The 17,157-nt window shown below is 73.2% G+C and carries 17 protein-coding genes; 3 read left to right on the top strand and 14 right to left on the bottom strand.

The features are described 5' to 3' along the window. Positions 1-369 precede the first annotated feature (369 nt). From OG519_RS06515 to OG519_RS06530, 4 genes are all read right to left on the bottom strand, one after another. Complete coding sequence (locus OG519_RS06515; protein ID WP_405579833.1) at positions 370-588, bottom strand: I78 family peptidase inhibitor; 219 nt, start codon at positions 586-588, stop codon at positions 370-372. A gap of 178 nt (positions 589-766) precedes the next feature. Next, on the bottom strand, positions 767-2,047 hold the full coding sequence (locus OG519_RS06520; RefSeq protein WP_405579836.1) for a glycosyltransferase family 4 protein: 1,281 nt from the start codon (positions 2,045-2,047) through the stop codon (positions 767-769). 154 nt (positions 2,048-2,201) lie between these two features. Then, the gene (locus OG519_RS06525) at positions 2,202-2,927 is read right to left on the bottom strand and encodes a transglycosylase family protein (protein ID WP_405579839.1); all 726 of its coding nucleotides are present in this window, start codon (positions 2,925-2,927) and stop codon (positions 2,202-2,204) included. Between the two features lie 214 nt (positions 2,928-3,141). Continuing rightward, positions 3,142-3,834: a transglycosylase family protein gene (locus OG519_RS06530; protein WP_405579842.1), complete on the bottom strand. Its 693-nt coding sequence runs from the start codon at positions 3,832-3,834 to the stop codon at positions 3,142-3,144. 444 nt (positions 3,835-4,278) lie between these two features. Here OG519_RS06530 and OG519_RS06535 point away from each other — a divergent pair, with 444 nt between their 5' ends. Both OG519_RS06535 and OG519_RS06540 read left to right on the top strand, forming a co-directional pair. Next, positions 4,279-5,097, top strand: a complete 819-nt coding sequence (locus tag OG519_RS06535; RefSeq protein ID WP_405579845.1) for a hypothetical protein — start codon at positions 4,279-4,281, stop codon at positions 5,095-5,097. A gap of 217 nt (positions 5,098-5,314) precedes the next feature. Continuing rightward, positions 5,315-5,611 (top strand): hypothetical protein, encoded by a 297-nt coding sequence (locus tag OG519_RS06540; RefSeq protein WP_405579847.1) that lies wholly within the window; start codon positions 5,315-5,317, stop codon positions 5,609-5,611. A 59-nt stretch (positions 5,612-5,670) separates the two neighbouring features. Here OG519_RS06540 and der read toward each other — a convergent pair whose 3' ends face one another. The 4 genes from der to OG519_RS06560 form a co-directional block, all read right to left on the bottom strand. Further along, entirely contained in the window at positions 5,671-7,119 is a 1,449-nt protein-coding gene (gene der / locus OG519_RS06545; protein WP_405579850.1) for a ribosome biogenesis GTPase Der, read from the bottom strand. A gap of 239 nt (positions 7,120-7,358) precedes the next feature. Next, the gene (locus OG519_RS06550) at positions 7,359-7,943 is read right to left on the bottom strand and encodes a lysophospholipid acyltransferase family protein (RefSeq protein WP_405592511.1); all 585 of its coding nucleotides are present in this window, start codon (positions 7,941-7,943) and stop codon (positions 7,359-7,361) included. Between the two features lie 119 nt (positions 7,944-8,062). Further along, entirely contained in the window at positions 8,063-8,758 is a 696-nt protein-coding gene (gene cmk, locus OG519_RS06555; protein ID WP_405579853.1) for a (d)CMP kinase, read from the bottom strand. A 198-nt stretch (positions 8,759-8,956) separates the two neighbouring features. After that, positions 8,957-10,042: a prephenate dehydrogenase gene (locus OG519_RS06560; RefSeq protein ID WP_405579856.1), complete on the bottom strand. Its 1,086-nt coding sequence runs from the start codon at positions 10,040-10,042 to the stop codon at positions 8,957-8,959. Positions 10,043-10,383: 341 nt separating this feature from the next. On the opposite strand from OG519_RS06560, the gene OG519_RS06565 reads away from it, so the two are divergent. Continuing rightward, the gene (locus OG519_RS06565) at positions 10,384-11,142 is read left to right on the top strand and encodes a DNA polymerase beta superfamily protein (RefSeq protein WP_405579859.1); all 759 of its coding nucleotides are present in this window, start codon (positions 10,384-10,386) and stop codon (positions 11,140-11,142) included. Here the strand turns inward: OG519_RS06565 and OG519_RS06570 are convergent. From OG519_RS06570 to OG519_RS06595, 6 genes are all read right to left on the bottom strand, one after another. Further along, the gene (locus OG519_RS06570) at positions 11,068-12,123 is read right to left on the bottom strand and encodes an ADP-ribosylglycohydrolase family protein (protein ID WP_405579862.1); all 1,056 of its coding nucleotides are present in this window, start codon (positions 12,121-12,123) and stop codon (positions 11,068-11,070) included. The two genes, OG519_RS06565 and OG519_RS06570, sit on opposite strands and share 75 nt — an antisense overlap. Positions 12,124-12,306: 183 nt before the next feature. Next, positions 12,307-13,515: a pseudouridine synthase gene (locus OG519_RS06575; RefSeq protein WP_405579865.1), complete on the bottom strand. Its 1,209-nt coding sequence runs from the start codon at positions 13,513-13,515 to the stop codon at positions 12,307-12,309. Next, complete coding sequence (gene scpB / locus OG519_RS06580; protein WP_405579868.1) at positions 13,515-14,225, bottom strand: SMC-Scp complex subunit ScpB; 711 nt, start codon at positions 14,223-14,225, stop codon at positions 13,515-13,517. The genes OG519_RS06575 and scpB overlap by 1 nt, the downstream gene beginning before the upstream one ends. Continuing rightward, entirely contained in the window at positions 14,225-15,376 is a 1,152-nt protein-coding gene (locus OG519_RS06585; protein WP_405579871.1) for a segregation and condensation protein A, read from the bottom strand. The genes scpB and OG519_RS06585 overlap by 1 nt, the downstream gene beginning before the upstream one ends. 113 nt (positions 15,377-15,489) lie before the next feature. Then, positions 15,490-16,176, bottom strand: a complete 687-nt coding sequence (locus OG519_RS06590) for a hypothetical protein (RefSeq protein ID WP_405579874.1) — start codon at positions 16,174-16,176, stop codon at positions 15,490-15,492. Further along, entirely contained in the window at positions 16,161-17,129 is a 969-nt protein-coding gene (locus OG519_RS06595; RefSeq protein ID WP_405592513.1) for a ParA family protein, read from the bottom strand. The genes OG519_RS06590 and OG519_RS06595 overlap by 16 nt, the downstream gene beginning before the upstream one ends. Positions 17,130-17,157: the final 28 nt, after the last annotated feature.

The raw sequence follows: 17,157 nt of genomic DNA on the forward strand, positions 1-17,157 counted from the left end.
GCGTCCGCCGACCGGCCGCAACGAGCGGACCCCGCTCACCCCGGCCGGCAGCCGCAGGCCGCCGGCCGACCGGCCGCCCCGGGCCCCGGCTCCGCTCCTGCACCAGCCGGGACGCGGCGGCCGGGGCACCGTCGGCTGAGGCCGCCGCGGCTGGCTGAGGCCGGCCGCGGCGGGTCCGGCCGGACCCGACCGAACCCGCACCACCCGCAGCACCTGAACCACAGCGATCGCTGGAGGGACATGTCCCCTCCAGCGCCCCGCTCCGCCGTCGCACCGCGCCGGCCCGGCGTCACGGGTCCGGGCCGACGGCGTCGCCGTCCGCGTCAGCCGGTCACGTCAGCCGCTCACGTCACAGCTCCGCGCCGCCGCTCAGCCGAGCCACGTCCGGGTCACCCGGCCGCCGTCCACCGTGAAGTTGAGCCGGCCGACCACGTACTCCATGGTCACCACCGCACCGGGCGGCAGCGAGCGGACCGTGGTCCAGCCCCGCTCCCGGGCCCGGTCCTCGGCCTCGCGCTGCCCAAGGCCCCGATACGCGTCCAGGTCGTCCTGCGGATCATCGGCGGAAAAGTTCGCATGCGACTCCATAGAGCCACCGTATGCGGCCATCAGCGGGAGCGCCCGGAAAATCCGTCAGCGGCGAATTCTCCCGCACACAACTCCCGCACAGATTCTCCGCGATTTCTCCTGTGTACGGCCTGGGCGCGCGCTGATCGCCCGGTCGGATTGGGCGCTGATGAGCGCGGTCGGACCAATATGAGCGAGTTCAGCCGGTGTCCGCCGGGGCGGCCGCGCGCCGGGCCCTGCGCGCCGCCGCGCCCGCGCTGTCCGTCGCGGAGAGGAAGGCGCCGAGCCCCCGGCCCACGCCGGCCCGCAAGGTCGCCCTGACCTGGTGCCCGCCGCGGGCCCGCTCGGCCAGCAGCGACCGGAAGAGGTCGAGATGGCGGTCGGCGATCGGCGCCGGGTCGTACCGCGCGGCGGACGCGAGCGCGGCGCGGCCCATGGCCCGGCGGGTGCCGTCGTCCTCGATCAGGGAGAGCAGCGCGGCGGCGATGGCGGGGACATCGCGCGGCGGCACCAGCAGCCCGGTCTCGCCGTCCCTGATGATCTCCCGCGGGCCGAGTGGGCAGTCGGTCGCGACGACCGGCAGGCCGGCCCGCATCCCCTCGACGATGGTCATACCGAAGGACTCGGTGGTGGAGGTGACCGCGAGCAGCGAACCCTTGGCGAGTTCGGGCTCCAGCGGGGCGACCGGGCCCATCAGCCGGACGTGGTCGCCGAGACCGAGTTCGCCGATCAGCGCGGCGAGCCCGGCCCGCTGGTCACCGCTGCCGTAGAGCCGCAGGGACCAGTCGGGTCGGCCGGCCCTGACGATGGCGAAGGCGCGGATCAGGTCGTCGAAGCGCTTGGCCGGGGCGAGCCGTCCGGCGGCGACCACCACCGGGGCGGTGCAGTCGGAGGGCGCGGTGGTGGCGGGCGGCACGCTGTTCGGCACCGCGGTGACCCGGACCCCGGGCATCCGGCGGCGGTAGACGGCCGCGTCGGCCTCGGTGGTGGTGGTCACCGCGTCCAACCGGGGGTAGTGGCGCCGCAGGGTCAGCACCAGCCGGGTGGAGTGGGTGTCGAGGGTCAGGTGCTCCTGGGCGACCCGGACCAGCCGGCGCGGCGCCTGCCGGGCGAGGTGCACATTGAGTCCTGGCCGGGTGCCGACCACGACCTCGGTGTCCAGCGCGGCCAGCCAGCCCCCTATCAGCTCGTCGGTGAGGGCGCTGTACACGGCGTGCCGCCGGTCGGCGGCCGGGAAGACGGCCGAAGGGCGCCGGCCGCGCGGATCGTCGTGGACGCTCTTCGGAGCGTCCGGCCGCAGGTCGGCGAGATGGCTGAGCCGGATCCGCGGATCGTATGCGAAATGCGGATCGGCGCGGTCCCGGAACACCGAGACGATCTCGACCTCGTGCTCGACGGCGAGCCGCGCCGCCAGATTGCAGGTGGTACGGATGGTGCCACCAATGCCGTAGGCGTTGTTGAGCAGGAACGATATGCGCATCGCGGTGCCGGACCCCTCGTCGGACGGGTGCCGGGTCACCGAGCGGGCCAAGGGTCGGCGGGCAGGCCGCCGACCCCGGCAACCACGCGTCGTTCATCGAGATTTAACGTGCCCACCATATTTCAGGGGCGTCCCGAGGCGCGAGCGGGTTCGGTCAGGAGATGGTGAGCACCGCTCCGGTGATCACCAGGTCCGGGTCCGGGCCGATCAGCTCCTTGTTCATCTTGTACAGCCGGGGCCATCCCCCGTCGATGCCGAGGTCGCGCGCGATGCCGTCGAGCGTCTCCCCCGCCCGCACGGTGTGGACGTCGCGCCCGGCCTGGTCGGTCTGCTGGGTGCCACCAGTCGGGTCGGAGGAGTCGGAGGAGTCCGCGCGGTCGGGAAGGCCGGGCGGGTCGGATGGTTGGGACGGTCCGGCGGGTCGGGAGGTCGGGGCGGGCTGCGCGGGCTGGGAGGTCTGGCCGGACTGAGCGGTCTGGCCGGATCCCGAGGCGCCGGAGAGGTCCGCCCGGCCGGCGCAGACGGGCCAGGCGCTCCGGCCCTGCGACCGTAGTACGGCCTGGGCGACCGTGATCTGCTCCTGCGGGGTGGCCAGGTCGGCGCGGCGGGCGTATTTCAGGCCGCCGAACGCCTCCCAGGTGCTCTGCCGGAACTGAAGGCCGCCGAAGTAGCCGTTGCCGGTGTTGGTGTGCCAGTCGCCGCCGCTCTCGCACCTCGCGACGTCGTCCCATGCCGACGCGTCCCGGGTGGGGGCCCGCTGCGGGGTGGTCGCCTGCGCGGCGGACGCGGCGAGCGGGAGGAGCACGGCCGCCCCCAGCGAGGCGAGGGTGGCGGCGGCACGCACACCGATCGTCCGGCCGCCGGTCGTACGGTCTTGCACGGGCCGATCACCGACAGTGTCGCCTTGGCGATAGTTCGATGGTTCGATCATCGGGCCACGCTAAGCACGTCCCCGCCCGGGTCCCGGGGAAACGCGGCCCGACGCGGCGTGTGCCCCACCCGGGTGGACCACACCCGGGCCGGGCACACGATCCAACTGATCGCCACACGGTCATATGGTCATATCGATCAATCGGTCGCGTCGCGTCGGGGGATCACCCCGCCACCGCGTACCAGTTGGGCCACCAGGCCGGCAGCGGGAGCGGCGCGCGGACGCCCGTGCCACGCACCGCGCCGGCCGACGCGGGGCGCGGCGTGGCCGGGTGGGCCTTGGCGGACGAGGAGATGTGCCGGGACGCCGTGGTGTGCCGCCGCTTGGCGGGCCGCACCGTCGTCCGCTCGGCGGACACGCCGGTCTTCGACCGGTGCGTGCGGTGCGTGGCGGACCCGGTCGACGTCGAAGACGTGCCCGGCTTCCCGGACTTCGAGCTCTTCGACGGCTTGACGGCGGCCGGCTTGCTGGAATGACTCGGTCGGCTCGAAGCAGCCGGCGCCGAGCCATAGGCGCCGGCCTTGCGGGCGCACACCGGCCAGGCGCCCCAACCACTGGCGTGCTGCACCTTTGTCGCTATGGCGATCTGCTGCTCGCGGGAGGCACGGTCGGCGGTCGAGGCGTACGCACCGCCGCCGTAGGCCCGCCAGGTGCCGGCGGAGAACTGGAGCCCGCCGTAGTACCCGTTGCCTGTGTTGATGTGCCAATTGCCCCCGCTTTCGCACCGGGCGATGCGGTCCCACACGGCGCTGTCCGCCGCCGATGCCCCGCCCGCGGTGGCCAGCACGGCCAGCGGTGCGAGGACGGCGACCCCGGTGAGCAGTGCGGTCTGCCGGTACTTGCAGCTCAAACCCATGGATTCCCTCTCCACGGACCCGGGGGTCCCCGTTCACGCATCAAGAACGGGCGTCGCCTCCCTCACGAGGCGGCACCCGTCCGAACCCGGGCGGTGCACTCTGCACACGGCGGGCGAATCTAGGCAGCGCCGGCGCCAAGGGGCAAACAATTCTCTTTCGCCGCAGGCCAGTTGGTTGTTACCAGCAGTAAGGATCAAGAGAATGGCGCTTCTCACCATGCACATATCATGTGATGTCCGCATACTCCGGGTTCTGACAGTGAGTTACCTCACAGCGACAATTGGTCTCGCTCATACGCTCGTTCGACGCTGGGTGAGCGGATTGCCGGAATTCTCACCGACGGCGACGGCCGGCGGAATGAGATACGCCACAAACCGTGACTCCCACCACAGACCGGCCGTTGTCACTCAGTGACCGCAGTACCGGACTTCAAGGAGACTCCCGTGGCGCCCATGCTCGACGTGAGTGACGAGGTACGAGCCGAGATCGGCGACGAGGAGACCGAACGACTCCTCGCCGGTGAGAACGCGCCGGGCACCTACGACTGCACTTCCTGCCGCACCCCCGGCGACACCGGCCAGGAGCCCACCAGCACGGTGCTCTTCGTCGGCGACGAGACGGCGGTGCTGGCGTTCGCCCACGCGGCCTGTATCCCGTCACAGGTGGTGCCGGTCTCCGAGGAGCAGTTGCAGGGCGCCGTGCGCACGGTCTCGTTGGGCCAGGAGCGCTTCGGCGGCGGCTGGGAGCACGGTGGACACACCGCGCCGCCGCCGGTCGAGACCGCGCCCCGGCAGGCGGTGCTCGGCATCACCTGCGGGCTGATCATCGTCGAGGACACCCTTTGTCCGGCGCTGGTGGTCGAGCCGACCGGGCCGGTCTCCCGGGTGGGCTCGACCGTCGGCGGCGACGACTTCCTGCCCCTGCTGATCGAGCAGGGCTTCGTACCGCAGCTCGACCTGGAGGTGCGGCCGACACCGCTGGCCGGCTGGTCGGTGCTGCTGGCGATGGGCAAGCTGCACGCGGTGCTCCAGCCGGGGGCGGCCGGTGGGCCGGCCACCGCGTGGTGGCAGGCGCATCAGCCGCTCCAGGTCAGCGACGGCTGGCGGGCGGCGTGCAGCCGGAGCAACGAGGTGTACGTGTACGCCGGTCCGGCCGGTTCGATCGGGCGGCAGCCGCGCGAGGACCTGATGCGGGACGCGCTGGCGCGCGCCTGCTCGCGTGGCCAGTTGGTGGCGGCCACGATGCCGCTCGCCGGTACTTGATCCCGGCATCCCGGCATCCCGGGGCTCGAAACAGTGAGGGGCGTGCACGGTGAGCCGTGCACGCCCCTTCTTGTGTAGGTACCTTCTGTGTGCGCTGCGGGCGGTGGGCGCCCCTTCGGGCCCCCTATATCGGGAGGCATGGCCCGCACGGGGTCAAAGATCGGCAATTCAGCCGGATGGCCCGCATCCGCAGGCACGGAACGTCGTTGGCAGATACGTGCACACCTTTGACGCCTCCGCCCGGGCCCCCTATCAGCGCTACATCCCGTCCATGCGCACCGCGCAGGACTCCGCAGGAGGCAGCGGCACCCCGATCTACGACGCGCTCTGCTCGGAGTACCGACGGCTCTTCCGGACGCTGCCGGGCGACCGCACCGGTGAGGAACAGGTCGAGTTGGGCGGCTTCTCGGCCTGGCACACCGAGTACCGGGGGTTCGCGCCGGGCGGTCGGCACCGTGGCAACAACGGCCCGGCGGCGCTGCCGCCGGGCCGCGGCGACAACCGGCTCCGCTGAGCCGCCGGCCGGAGCCGCCGGGCGAGGCTCCCCCGGCCGGCTCCCGGACCGGCCGGTGACTACTTCTTACGGCCCCGCTTCTCGCGCACCCGCACCGACACCTGGATCGGGGTGCCGGCGAAGCCGAACTCCTCGCGCAGCCGGCGCTCCACGAAGCGCCGGTAGCCCGCCTCCAGGAAGCCGGAGGAGAAGAGCACGAAGCGCGGCGGCCGGGTGCCGGCCTGGGTGCCGAAGAGGATGCGCGGCTGCTTGCCACCGCGGATGGGGTGCGGGTGCCCGGCGACGAGTTCGCCGAGGAAGGCGTTGAGCCGCCCGGTGGGCACCCGGGTCTCCCAGCCGGCCAGCGCGGTCTCGATCGCGGGCACCAGCTTCTCCATGTGCCGGCCGGTCATGGCCGAGACATTGACCCGCGGCGCCCACTGCACCTGGACCAGATCGCGTTCGATCTCGCGCTCCAGGTAGTAGCGGCGCTCCTCGTCCAGCAGGTCCCACTTGTTGTAGGCGATGACCACGGCCCGGCCCGCCTCGACGGCCATGGTGATGATCCGGGTGTCCTGCTCGGCCAGCGTCTCGCTGCCGTCGATGAGGATGACCGCGACCTCCGCCTTCTCCAGCGCCGCCGCCGTCCGCAGCGAGGCGTAGTAGTCGGCGCCCTCGGCCAGGTGGACCCGGCGGCGGATGCCCGCGGTGTCGATGAACTTCCAGGTGACGCCGCCGAGCTCGATCAGTTCGTCGACCGGGTCCCGGGTGGTGCCCGCCACCTCGTTGACCACCACCCGGTCGGTGCCCGCGACCCGGTTCAGCAGGGAGGACTTGCCGACGTTGGGGCGGCCGATCAGGGCGATCCGGCGCGGGCCGCCGGCCAGGTCGCCGAAGGTCATCGAGGGCGCCTCGGGCAGCGCCGCCAAGATGGCGTCCAGCAGGTCGCCGGTGCCGCGCCCGTGCAGCGAGGAGACCGGGAAGGGCTCGCCGAGGCCCAGGTTCCACAGCGCGGCGGCGTCCGCCTCGCCGGAAGGCCCGTCCACCTTGTTGGCGGCCAGCACCACCGGCTTGCCGGCCCGCCTCAGCAGCTTGACCACGGCCTCGTCGGTGTCGGTGGCGCCGACCGTGGAGTCCACCACGAAGACCACCGCGTCGGCCGCCTCGATGGCGAACTCGGCCTGCGCTGCCACCGAGGCGTCGATGCCGAGCACGTCCTGCTCCCAGCCGCCGGTGTCCACGATCTTGAAGCGGCGGCCGTTCCAGTTGGCCTCGTACGTGACCCGGTCACGGGTGACGCCGGGGCGGTCCTCGACGACGGCCTCGCGGCGGCCGATGATGCGGTTCACCAGAGTCGACTTGCCGACGTTCGGCCGGCCGACGACGGCCAGCACCGGCAGCGGGCCGTGGCCCATCTCGGCGAGGTCGCCGGCCACCTCGTCCAGGTCGAGGCCCTCTTCGGCGGCAAGCTCCATGAACTCGGCGTATTCGGCGTCGCCGAGGTCGCCGTGCTCGTCGTGCTGGTCCATGAAGTTCTCTCCGTCGGTCAACAGTGGTGGCTGCCGTAACCAGTGTGGCGGCAACCCGTGCGGTGCCGCGGTGAGGCGGCGGGCCGCTGGGGTACGGCGGCCGGTGGGCCCGGTCGGCCGGGGTCCGGGGCCCGGGCTTCGGGGCCCGGAGGTCCGGCCGCCGGGATGCGGCGGCCGGCGTTCGGGGCGGGGGTCCGAGGGCCGGGGGTTCTGGGGCCCCGGTCCGGCGGGCCCCGGGTTCAGCGGCCGGTGGCCTTCCTGGCTTCGGCCAGATGCGCGGTGAGCCGCTCCTGGATACGCGCGGTGGCCTCGTCGAGGGCGGTCCGGGTGCGGCGCCCGCTGCCGTCCCCGGCCAGGAAGGGCTCGCCGAAGACGACGTCGATCCGGCTCCGCAGCGGCGGCAGCGCCCCCACCACCCGGCCCTTGCGGGCGCTGCCCAGCACGGCGACCGGCAGCACGGGCGCGCCGGAGCGCACCGCGAAGTACGCGAGTCCGGCCCGGAGCTGGGCGAAGTCGCCGACCCCGCGGGTGCCTTCGGGAAATATCCCGAGGACGCCGCCGCGCTCCAGCACCCCGAGCGCGTTGGCGATCGCGGCGCGGTCGACGCTCTCCCGGTCGATCTCGATCTGGCCGATGGCGCGCAGGAAGGGGTCGAGCGGGCCGACGAACGCCTGCTTCTTCACCAGGAAGTGGATCGGACGCGGAGTGGTGCCGATCAGCATCGGGCCGTCGACGTTGTGGCTGTGGTTGCCGGCCAGGATGAGGGGGCCCTGCGCGGGCACCCGCCAGGCACCCAGCACCCGGGGGCGCCACAGGCTGTTCATCAGCCCGATGCCGATGCCGCGTCCGACGGCGGCGCCGCGCGGGCCGGGGGGAACGGGTGTCGCGGGCGGAACGGGTGTCGCGAGTGTCGCGGATGGCGCGGTGGACCGCGAGGAAGGGGTCACCGGATCGCCCGCTTCTCCTCCACCAGCGCCACGACCCGCTCGATGACCTGCTGGAGGGTGAGCTCGGTGGTGTCGACCTCGATCGCGTCGTCGGCCTTGGCCAACGGTGAGGTCTTGCGGCCGCTGTCGGCGGCGTCCCGGCGGATCAGCGCGGCCTGGGTGTCGGCGACGCTCTGCGCGCCGTTCAGCTCGCTGCTGCGGCGGGCCGCGCGGGCCTCGGCGGAGGCGGTGAGGAAGATCTTGACGGTGGCGGACGGCAGCACGGTGGTGCCGATGTCGCGGCCTTCCACGACGATGCCGGTGAGCGCGGCGCCGGCCACCTCACGCTGGTAGGCCACCATCCGGGAGCGGACCTCGGGCACCGCGCTGACCGCGCTGACCGCGGCGGTGACGGCGGCGGTACGGATCGGTCCGGCGGCGTCCACGCCGTCCACACTGATCGCGGCGTTGCCGGGGTCGGTGCCGGAGATGATCACCGGCTTGTCAACGGCGTCGGCGACGGCGTCCGGGTCGTTCACATCGACACCGTTGCTCAGCATCCACCAGGTGATCGCCCGGTACTGGGCCCCGGTGTCCAGATAGCTGAGCCCGAGCTTGGCGGCCACCGCCCTGGAGGTGCTGGACTTGCCCGTGCCGGAGGGGCCGTCGATGGCGACGATCACCGGGTTCACCGGACTTACCGGATTTTCCACAGGGGTGGGCCTTCCTCGTGCACGTCGGTCGCGGTTCGCGGGGTCGCGGCTCCCCGGCGGGGGCCGGCTGCCATCCCCCAAGGTTACCGGCCGCACGGGCGGCACCGTGCCACGGGCTTCGCCCGGCCGCCCGACAAGCCCCGCGCCGCCCACCAAGGTCCCCCGGCCGCCCTCCGGCACCGAGCGACCAGCCCCTTCCTAGGCCCGCAGGGCCCAGCCACGCTCGCGCAGGGCCGCCGAGAGGCGGGCGGCGGAGCGGGGCTCGACCATGAGCTGGACCAGGCCCGCCTGCTGGCCGGTGGAGTGCTCGATCCGGACGTCCTCGATGTTGACGCCGGCCGCGCCCGCGTCGGCGAAGAGCCGGGCCAGCTCGCCGGGTTGGTCGCCGATGAGGACGGCGAGCATCTCGTACGGCTTGGGGGCGGTGCCGTGCTTGCCGGGAACCTTGGCGCGGCCCGCGTTGCCCCGGCGGAGGATGTCCTGGATGCCGGCCGCGCCGCCCCGGCGCTTGTCGTCGTCGGCGCTCTGGAGGGCGCGCAGGGCGGTGACGGTCTCGGCGAGGTCGGCGGCGAGGTCGGCGAGCACGTCGGCGACCGGGCCGGGGTTGGCGGCGAGGATGTCCATCCACATGCCCGGCTCGGAGCCGGCGATCCTGGTGACGTCGAGGATGCCCTGCCCGCACAGGCGGACGGCGGCCTCCTCCGCGTGTTCGAGCCGGGCCGCGACCATGCTGGAGACCAGTTGCGGGGTGTGCGAGACCAGGGCGACCGCGCGGTCGTGGGCGTCGGCGTCCATCACCACCGGGACGGCGCGGCAGAGGGCGACGAGTTCGAGGGCGAGGTTGAGCACCGCGGTGTCGGTGCCCGCGGTGGGGGTGAGCACCCAGGGGCGGCCCTCGAACAGGTCGGCGGTGGCGGCGAGCGGCCCGGACCGCTCCCGGCCGGCCATCGGATGGGTGCCGATGTAGCGGCCGAGGTCGCAGCCGAGCGCTTCCAGGTCGCGGCGGGGGCCGCCCTTGACGCTGGCGACGTCCAGGTAGCCGCGCCCCAGGCCGCGGCCGATGGCGTCGGCGAGGGTGGCTGCGACATGGGCCGGGGGTACGGCGACGACCACCAGGTCGACCGGTTCCCGCGGGCTCTCCACGACGCCGGCGCCGAGCGCCGCGGCGGTCCTGGCGGCGGAGTCGTCGTGGTCGGCGAGGTACACCGCGACATCGCGGGCGGTGAGCGCGAGGGCCGCGGAGGTGCCCATCAGCCCGGTTCCGATGACGAGCGCGGTCCTCACCTTGGTGGTCCTCACTGCGGGAGTACGGATGTGCGGGGGTACGGTGCCGCCCGGCCGGCCGGCACAGCCGTGCTGCCGGGACGCGCGCCGGAACAGCCGCCGGACTGGCCGCTGATCGGTCCCCAGGGTAAGTCACAGCCGGGGGGCGGGACGGCCCGTCGATCACGCGGTGGGGCGCGGCGGACCCCGGACCCCGGGAATGCTGCGAGCCCCGGGAGCCCCGCTGATTACCTGGACACCGTACGGCTCAGGGTCCTCGTCGGCCCCTTGCTCCCCGCGCCCATCAGAGGAAGCGGCGCAATTCCCGGCGGCGGTCGTACGGTATGGCGATAATCGCCCTCATGCGCGACTCGCTGGGCCACTGGCTCGTCAGGGACCACACGGTCTACGCCTGTGTGATGGGCTCGCGGGCCTTCGGACTGGCGACAGAAGCCAGTGACACCGATCGGCGCGGGGTGTTCGTGGCGCCGACGCCGCTGTTCTGGCGGTTCGAGAAGCCGCCGACGCATGTCACCGGGCCGGGGGACGAGCAGTTCTCCTGGGAGCTGGAGCGGTTCTGCGGGCTCGCGCTGCGGGCCAACCCCAATCTGCTCGAATGCCTGCACTCCCCGCTGATCGAGTACGCGGACGCCACCGGGCGGGAACTGCTCGATCTGCGGGAGGCGTTCCTGTCCCGGCGGGTGGAGGGCAGCTTCCGGGGTTACGCGGCCCAGCAGCTCGCCAGGCTGGAGCAGGAGCTGCGCTCGCGCGGGGAGGTGCGCTGGAAACACGCGATGCATCTGCTGCGGCTGCTGATCAGCGCGCGGGATCTGCTGCGGACCGGGAAGCTGACCGTGGCGGTCGGGGAGCACCGGGAGGAGCTGCTGGCGGTGAAGCGGGGGGAGCGGAGCTGGGAGGAGGTCAGGGCCCGGGTGCGGACCCTGCACGACGAGGTGGACGCGGCCGTCACCCGGACCCCGCTGCCGGCCGAGCCGGACCGGGGCCGGGTGGAGGATTTCCTGCTCCGGGTGCGCCGGGCCGCCCTCTCAGCCGATCCGGCCGTCCCCGGCCCCCACCTCGGCGCCGGCCCCGGCATCCCAGAGACCGCCCAGCGCGCGTAGCTCCGCCCCGTACTCGATCCGCTCGGCCCACGGCGCGGGCCACGCGTCGGCACCGAGGTACGCCCCGGCGAAGGCGCCGGTCAGACAGGCCAGCGAGTCGGAGTCCCCGGAGCTGTACGCGGCCCGGCGCAGCGCGGTGAGCGGCTCCTCGGGGAAGAGCAGGAAGCACAGCAGCGCGGTGGCGAGCGCCTCCTCCGCGACCCACCCGGCGCCGGTCACCAGACAGGGGTCCGCCTCCTCGTCGCGCTCCCGCAGCGCCGCGTCCAGCCGGTCGAGCGCGTCGGCGCACTCGTCCCAGCCGCGCTCGATGAAGTGGGTGGGGGTCGGGTCGTGGGAGTACGCCCAGAGGTCGCCGAGCCAGTCGTGCCGGTAGACCGACCGGTTCGCGGCCACGTACCCCCGCAGCAGCGCGGGTATTTCGGCGGGCCGGACGCCTTCCGCGAGCACCCGTACCGTGTACGCGGTCAGGTCGGAGGCGGCGAGGCTGGTCGGATGCCCATGGGTGAGCGCGGCCTGGAACTGGGCGATCCCGGCCCGCGTCGGCTCATCGAGGCCGGGCACGAGGCCGGCCGGCGCGACCCGCATATTGGCGCCGCAGCCCTTGGAGCCGATCTGGCTGGCCTGCTGCCAGATCCGGTCCGGCAGGCTCAGCAGCTGACACGCGATCAGGCACGTACGGCCGGGCGCCCGGTTGTTCTCCGGCGACCGCCACCACTCCACGAACTCCTCCCGCAACGGCCTGAGCAGCCGCAGCGGGGTCAGCCGCCCCCGCTCCGCCCCGGTTCGCAGGGCGCGCCCGAAGGCGAGGGTCATCTGGGTGTCGTCGGTGACGAAGGCCGGCCGGGGCAGCTCCATGCCCCGCCACGGCCCGGACTTCGCCTCGATCATCGCCAACGTGTTGAACTCGGTGGGGAATCCCAGCGCGTCCCCGAGCGCCAGCCCGATCATCGCGCCGGTCGCCGCCTGCTTCCCGCCGGTCATCGGACCACCACCGCGGCCCCGCGGACGAGGTCACCGGTGCCACCCGCGCAACAGGCGGCATACGCGCGTTGGGGCACAGGAGCGGCGGGGCGGAAGGCGGCTTGGATGCGCATGGGATCATCCAAGCCGCCGCGGGGACGGATCGCCAGCGAGTTGGCGGGCGGGGGATGTCAGCGGCGGGTGTTACAGGTCGACCTCGCGCATCAGCATGCCGACCTCGGTGTTGGTCAGGCGGCGGAGCCAGCCGGACTTCTGGTCGCCCAGGGGGATCGGGCCGAAGCTGGTGCGGACCAGTTTGTCGACCGGGAAGCCGGCCTCGGCCAGCATCCGCCGCACGATGTGCTTGCGGCCCTCGTGCAGTGTGACCTCGACCAGGTAGTTCTTGCCGGTGTTCTGCACGATGCGGAAGTGGTCGGCGCGCGCCCAGCCGTCCTCCAGCTCGATGCCGGTCTTGAGCTGCTTGCCCAGGTCGCGCGGGAGCGGGCCCTGGATCGCGGCCAGATAGGTCTTCTGCACGCCGTACCGGGGGTGGGTGAGGCGGTGCGCCAGCTCGCCGTGGTTGGTGAGCAGGATCAGGCCCTCGGTCTCGGTGTCCAGCCGCCCCACGTGGAAGAGCCGGGTCTCGCGGTTGGTGACGTAGTCGCCGAGGCACTGGCGCCCGTCGGGGTCCTCCATGGTGGAGACGACGCCGGCCGGCTTGTTGAGGGCGAAGAAGAGATACGTCTGGGTCGCGACGGTCAGCCCGTCGACCTTCACCTCGTCCTTGTCGGTGTCCACCCGCAGGCCCTGCTCGGTGACGATCTTGCCGTTCACCTCGACGCGCCGCTGCTCGATCAGCTCCTCGCACGCCCGGCGCGAGCCCATCCCCGCCCTGGCCAGCACCTTCTGCAACCGCTCGCCCTCCTGCTCGGCGCCGGGGAAGGTCTTGGGCAGGTTCAGCTTGGGCTTGCTGTGCCGCTCCCGGTTGCGCTCCTCGATCTGCGCGTCCAGCTCCCGGGGACGGGCGGGCAGGCTCCTGCCGCCGCGCTTGCCGCGGTTGCCCGGCTGGCCCTCGGTCTTGGTGCGGGGCATGCCGCCGGGCTTGTTGGCACCGGACTGGCCGGTGGTGCCGACGTCGTAGCGGCGCTCCTCCGGACGCGGCTTGCTCGGGCGCTGCTGGCCCTGGCCCTGAGACTGGCCCTGAGACTGAGCCTGGCCCTGGGCCGAGCCCTGCCCTGTCCCCCGGCCGTCACCGCGCCGCTGGTCGCCGGCCCGGCCCCCGGAACGGTCGCCGGAGCCCCGGCGGTCGGAGCCGCCTCCGCGCCGGTCGGCGCCGCCGGTGCCGCCGCCGCTGCCGCCGCTGCCGCCGCGGGAGTTCCGGCCGCCGCCGCTGTTCCTGTCGCTGCTTCGCATCAAGTTTCCGTAATCGAGGTGGTCACTGTCTCGTCCGGGGCGTCCGGATCGAAGGACGGCAGCCCCTCCTGGGACTCCGCCTCGATCGCGTCCGCCTCCGGCAGGAACGGGGCGAGCTCCGGCAGCTCATCGAGGCTGCGCAGGCCCATACGTTCCAGGAAGTAGTTGGTCGTCCTGTACAGGATCGCACCTGTCTCGGGTTCCGTCCCACCTTCGGCCACCAGCCCCCGCTGGAGCAGGGTGCGCATCACGCCGTCACAGTTCACCCCGCGCACCGCGGAGACCCGGGACCGGCTGACCGGCTGGCGGTAGGCGACGACCGCCAGCGTCTCCAGCGCGGCCTGGGTGAGGCGGGCGTGCTGGCCGTCGAGCACGAACTTCTCCACGGCCGGCGCGAAGGCGGGCCGGGTGTAGAAACGCCAGCCGCCGGCCACCAGCCGCAGGTCGAAGCCGCGGCCCTCGCGGGTGTAGTCGTCGGAGAGTTCACGCAGCGCCTTGGTGACGGTGCGGCGCGGCCGGTCGAGCACCTTCGCCAGGTGCTCCTCGGTGGCCGGCTCGTCGATCACCATCAGCACCGCCTCCAGGGCGGGCTTCAGGTCGAGACCGGCCACGTCGGCGGAGAGCAGACCGGCCGGCGCCGGGGCCGTACCCTCCGGGTTGCCCGGGTCCAACTCGGTGGCGCGCCCCGCCAGGTCGGCTGTGTCGGTCATCACTGTGCTCCTTTCGCCGCGGGCTCGGGCTTGCCCGCGGGCCCGGACTCCGCCGAGGGCTCCCGGTCGAATTCATCGGTCACCAGCGGTGCGCCGGCCTCGGCGGCGCCGGTCCAGCGGATCTGGAGGAGGCCGAGCGCCTCCTCCTGATCGAGGGCGATCGCCTTCTCCCGGTAGAGCTCGAGCAGCGCGAGGAAGCGGGCGACCACGGTCAGGGTGTCCGGGGCGTCGCGGGTCAGCTCGGTGAAGCTGACCGCGCCGAGTTCGCGCAGCAGGGCGATCACCCGCTCGGCCTGTTCCCGCACGCTGACCAGCGGGGGGTGGATGTGGTCGACGTACACCTGCGGCTTCGGCTTGGGCTGCATCGCCTTCACCGCGAGGCGGGCGAAGCGTTCGGGGCCGATGCTCAGCACGACCTCGGGCAGGAGTTCGGCGTGCTGCGGTTCCAGGCCGACGGTCCTGGGGTGGCGCAGCGCCTCCCGCTCAAGGCGTTCGGCGAAGATCGCGGCGATCTGCTTGTACGCGCGGTACTGGAGCAGCCGGGCGAAGAGGAGGTCACGCGCCTCCAGCAGGGCGAGGTCGGCTTCGTCCTCCACCTCGGCGGACGGCAGCAGCCGGGCGGCCTTCAGGTCGAGCAGGGTGGCGGCGACCACCAAAAACTCGGTGGTCTGGTCGAGGTCCCAGTCGGGGCCCATGGCGTGGATGTAGGTCATGAACTCGTTGGTGACCTTGGACAGCGCGACCTCGGTGACGTCCAGCTTGTGCTTGGAGATGAGCTGGAGGAGCAGGTCGAACGGCCCCTCGAAGTTGGCCAGCCGCACGGTGAAGCGGTTCCCGCTCTCGGCGGCCTCCGCCGGCGGTGGCTTCCCGGCCGCCACAGGCGGTGCCTGCCCTGCCTCGTCGGCCGGCCCGGGCGCCGCTACCGCCGGTGTGGGCGTCGCAACCGGCTCGGGCGCCGGCTCTGGCTCAGCCGCCGGCTCCGGCACTCGCGCGGGCAGGGGCTCTGGCTCTGGCGCAGGATCGGGCTCAGGCTCGGGCAGCGCCGGCTCAAGAGGCGGCTCGGCCGGAGAAGGCGGCGTGACGGGTGGCAGTGCGGTGCCGCGGCCCAGGGGGCGGCGGGGGCGGGCCGGTTCGTCGGAGGTGCTGGGCATCGGGGTCCAAGGTGCGGGAGGTCAGGACGGCAGGCTATCCGCCCCGGTGGCGCCGGAACGAGGAGCCCGCGCCCGGGCGGCGGCCCGGAACCGCGTGACGGGACCCGGCCGGCTCAGCGGCCGCGCAGCCGGCGGACCAGGATGCTGGCGTCGCCGCGCGATTCCAGATCGGCGAGGACGACGGCGACGGCCTCGCGGACGATACGGCCCCGGTCGATGGCGAGCCCGTGCTCGCCGCGCAGGACGAGGCGGGCGTGCTCCAGGTCCATCAGCTCTTCGGCCGAGACGTAGACGGTGATCTTCTCGTCGTGGCGCTCGCGCCCGCTGGGGCGGCGGTTCTGCCGGGACGCCTTGCGCCGCGCCTGGGCGGAAGGCTGCTGGGCCTGGCTCGGGCCCTGGCTCTGGCCCGGCAAGGGGGACGGGATCTGCGGGGTGACGGTGGCGGTCACGGTGGGCACACCGGCCGCCGCGGACTGCACCCCGGCGCGTTCCGCGGTGAGCTGCTGCCTGCGGGGGGCGGGCGGGGTGTCACGACCGTCCCGGCCGTCCCGGGTATTGCGGTCGTCACGACTGTCCCGGCCGCCGTCGTATCCGGCGGCGCGGCCCGACCGCGGGTCCGCCTCGCCGTCGTGCCCGCCGTCCTGCCGCGACCCGTCCCCGCGCGCGTCCCCGTCGCCCGGTGCCGAAGGCGACTGCGCCTCGCCACCGGAGTGCTGCCGCGGCTGCGGTGCCTGGAGCGCCGCTCCCCCGGTGGTCCGGAACAGTTCGTCGGCGCCCGGCAGGCTCACTCGGCGTGGCACCGGGCGAGCACCTCCCTGGCGAGCTGCCGATAGGCCGCCGCACCCACGGAGTTGGAGGCGTAGGTGGTGATGGGCTCGCCCGCCACCGTGGTTTCGGGGAACCGTACGGTCCGGCCGATCACGGTGTGGAACACATGGTCGTCGAAGGCCTCCACCACCCGGGCCAGCACCTCGCGGCTGTGCACGGTCCGCGAGTCGTACATGGTGGCGAGGATGCCGTCGAGTTCGAGTTCCGGGTTGAGCCGCTCGCGGACCTTCTCGATGGTCTCGGTGAGCAGCGCCACACCGCGCAGCGCGAAGAACTCGCACTCCAGCGGGACGATCACCGAGTGCGCCGCGGTGAGCGCGTTGACGGTGAGCAGGCCGAGCGACGGCTGGCAGTCGATGACGATGTAGTCGTAGTCGGCCATCAGCGGCTTCAGCGCGCGGGCCAGCGCGGACTCGCGGGCCACCTCGCTGACCAACTGCACCTCGGCGGCCGACAGGTCGATATTGCTCGGCAGCAGGTCCATCCCGGGCACCGCGGTCTTCAGCAGTACCTCGTCCGCCGCCAGCCCGCGTTCCATCAGCAGGTTGTAGACGGTGATGTCGAGTTCCATCGGGTTGACGCCGAGGCCGACCGAGAGCGCGCCCTGCGGGTCGAAGTCGACGAGCAGCACCCGGCGGCCGTACTCGGCGAGCGCGGCACCCAGGTTGATGGTCGAGGTGGTCTTGCCCACCCCGCCCTTCTGGTTGCACATCGCGACGATCTTCGCCGGGCCGTGGTCGGTGAGCGGATTGGGGATCGGGAAGTACGGAAGGGGACGGCCGGTGGGGCCGACGCGCTCACGGCGCTGCCGGGCGGCGTCGGGTGCCAGGGTCGCGGCGTACTCCGGATCGGGTTCGTACTCCGCGTCGGGGTCGTAGAACTGACCGTCTTGGAGCTCGTGGTCGTCGTTGTCGTAAGGCGCCATGGCGTACGGCTGTTGCGTCCCTGCGCTG

Source organism: Streptomyces sp. NBC_01190, from assembly GCF_045039895.1.
Taxonomy (GTDB): Bacteria; Actinomycetota; Actinomycetes; order Streptomycetales; family Streptomycetaceae; genus Actinacidiphila.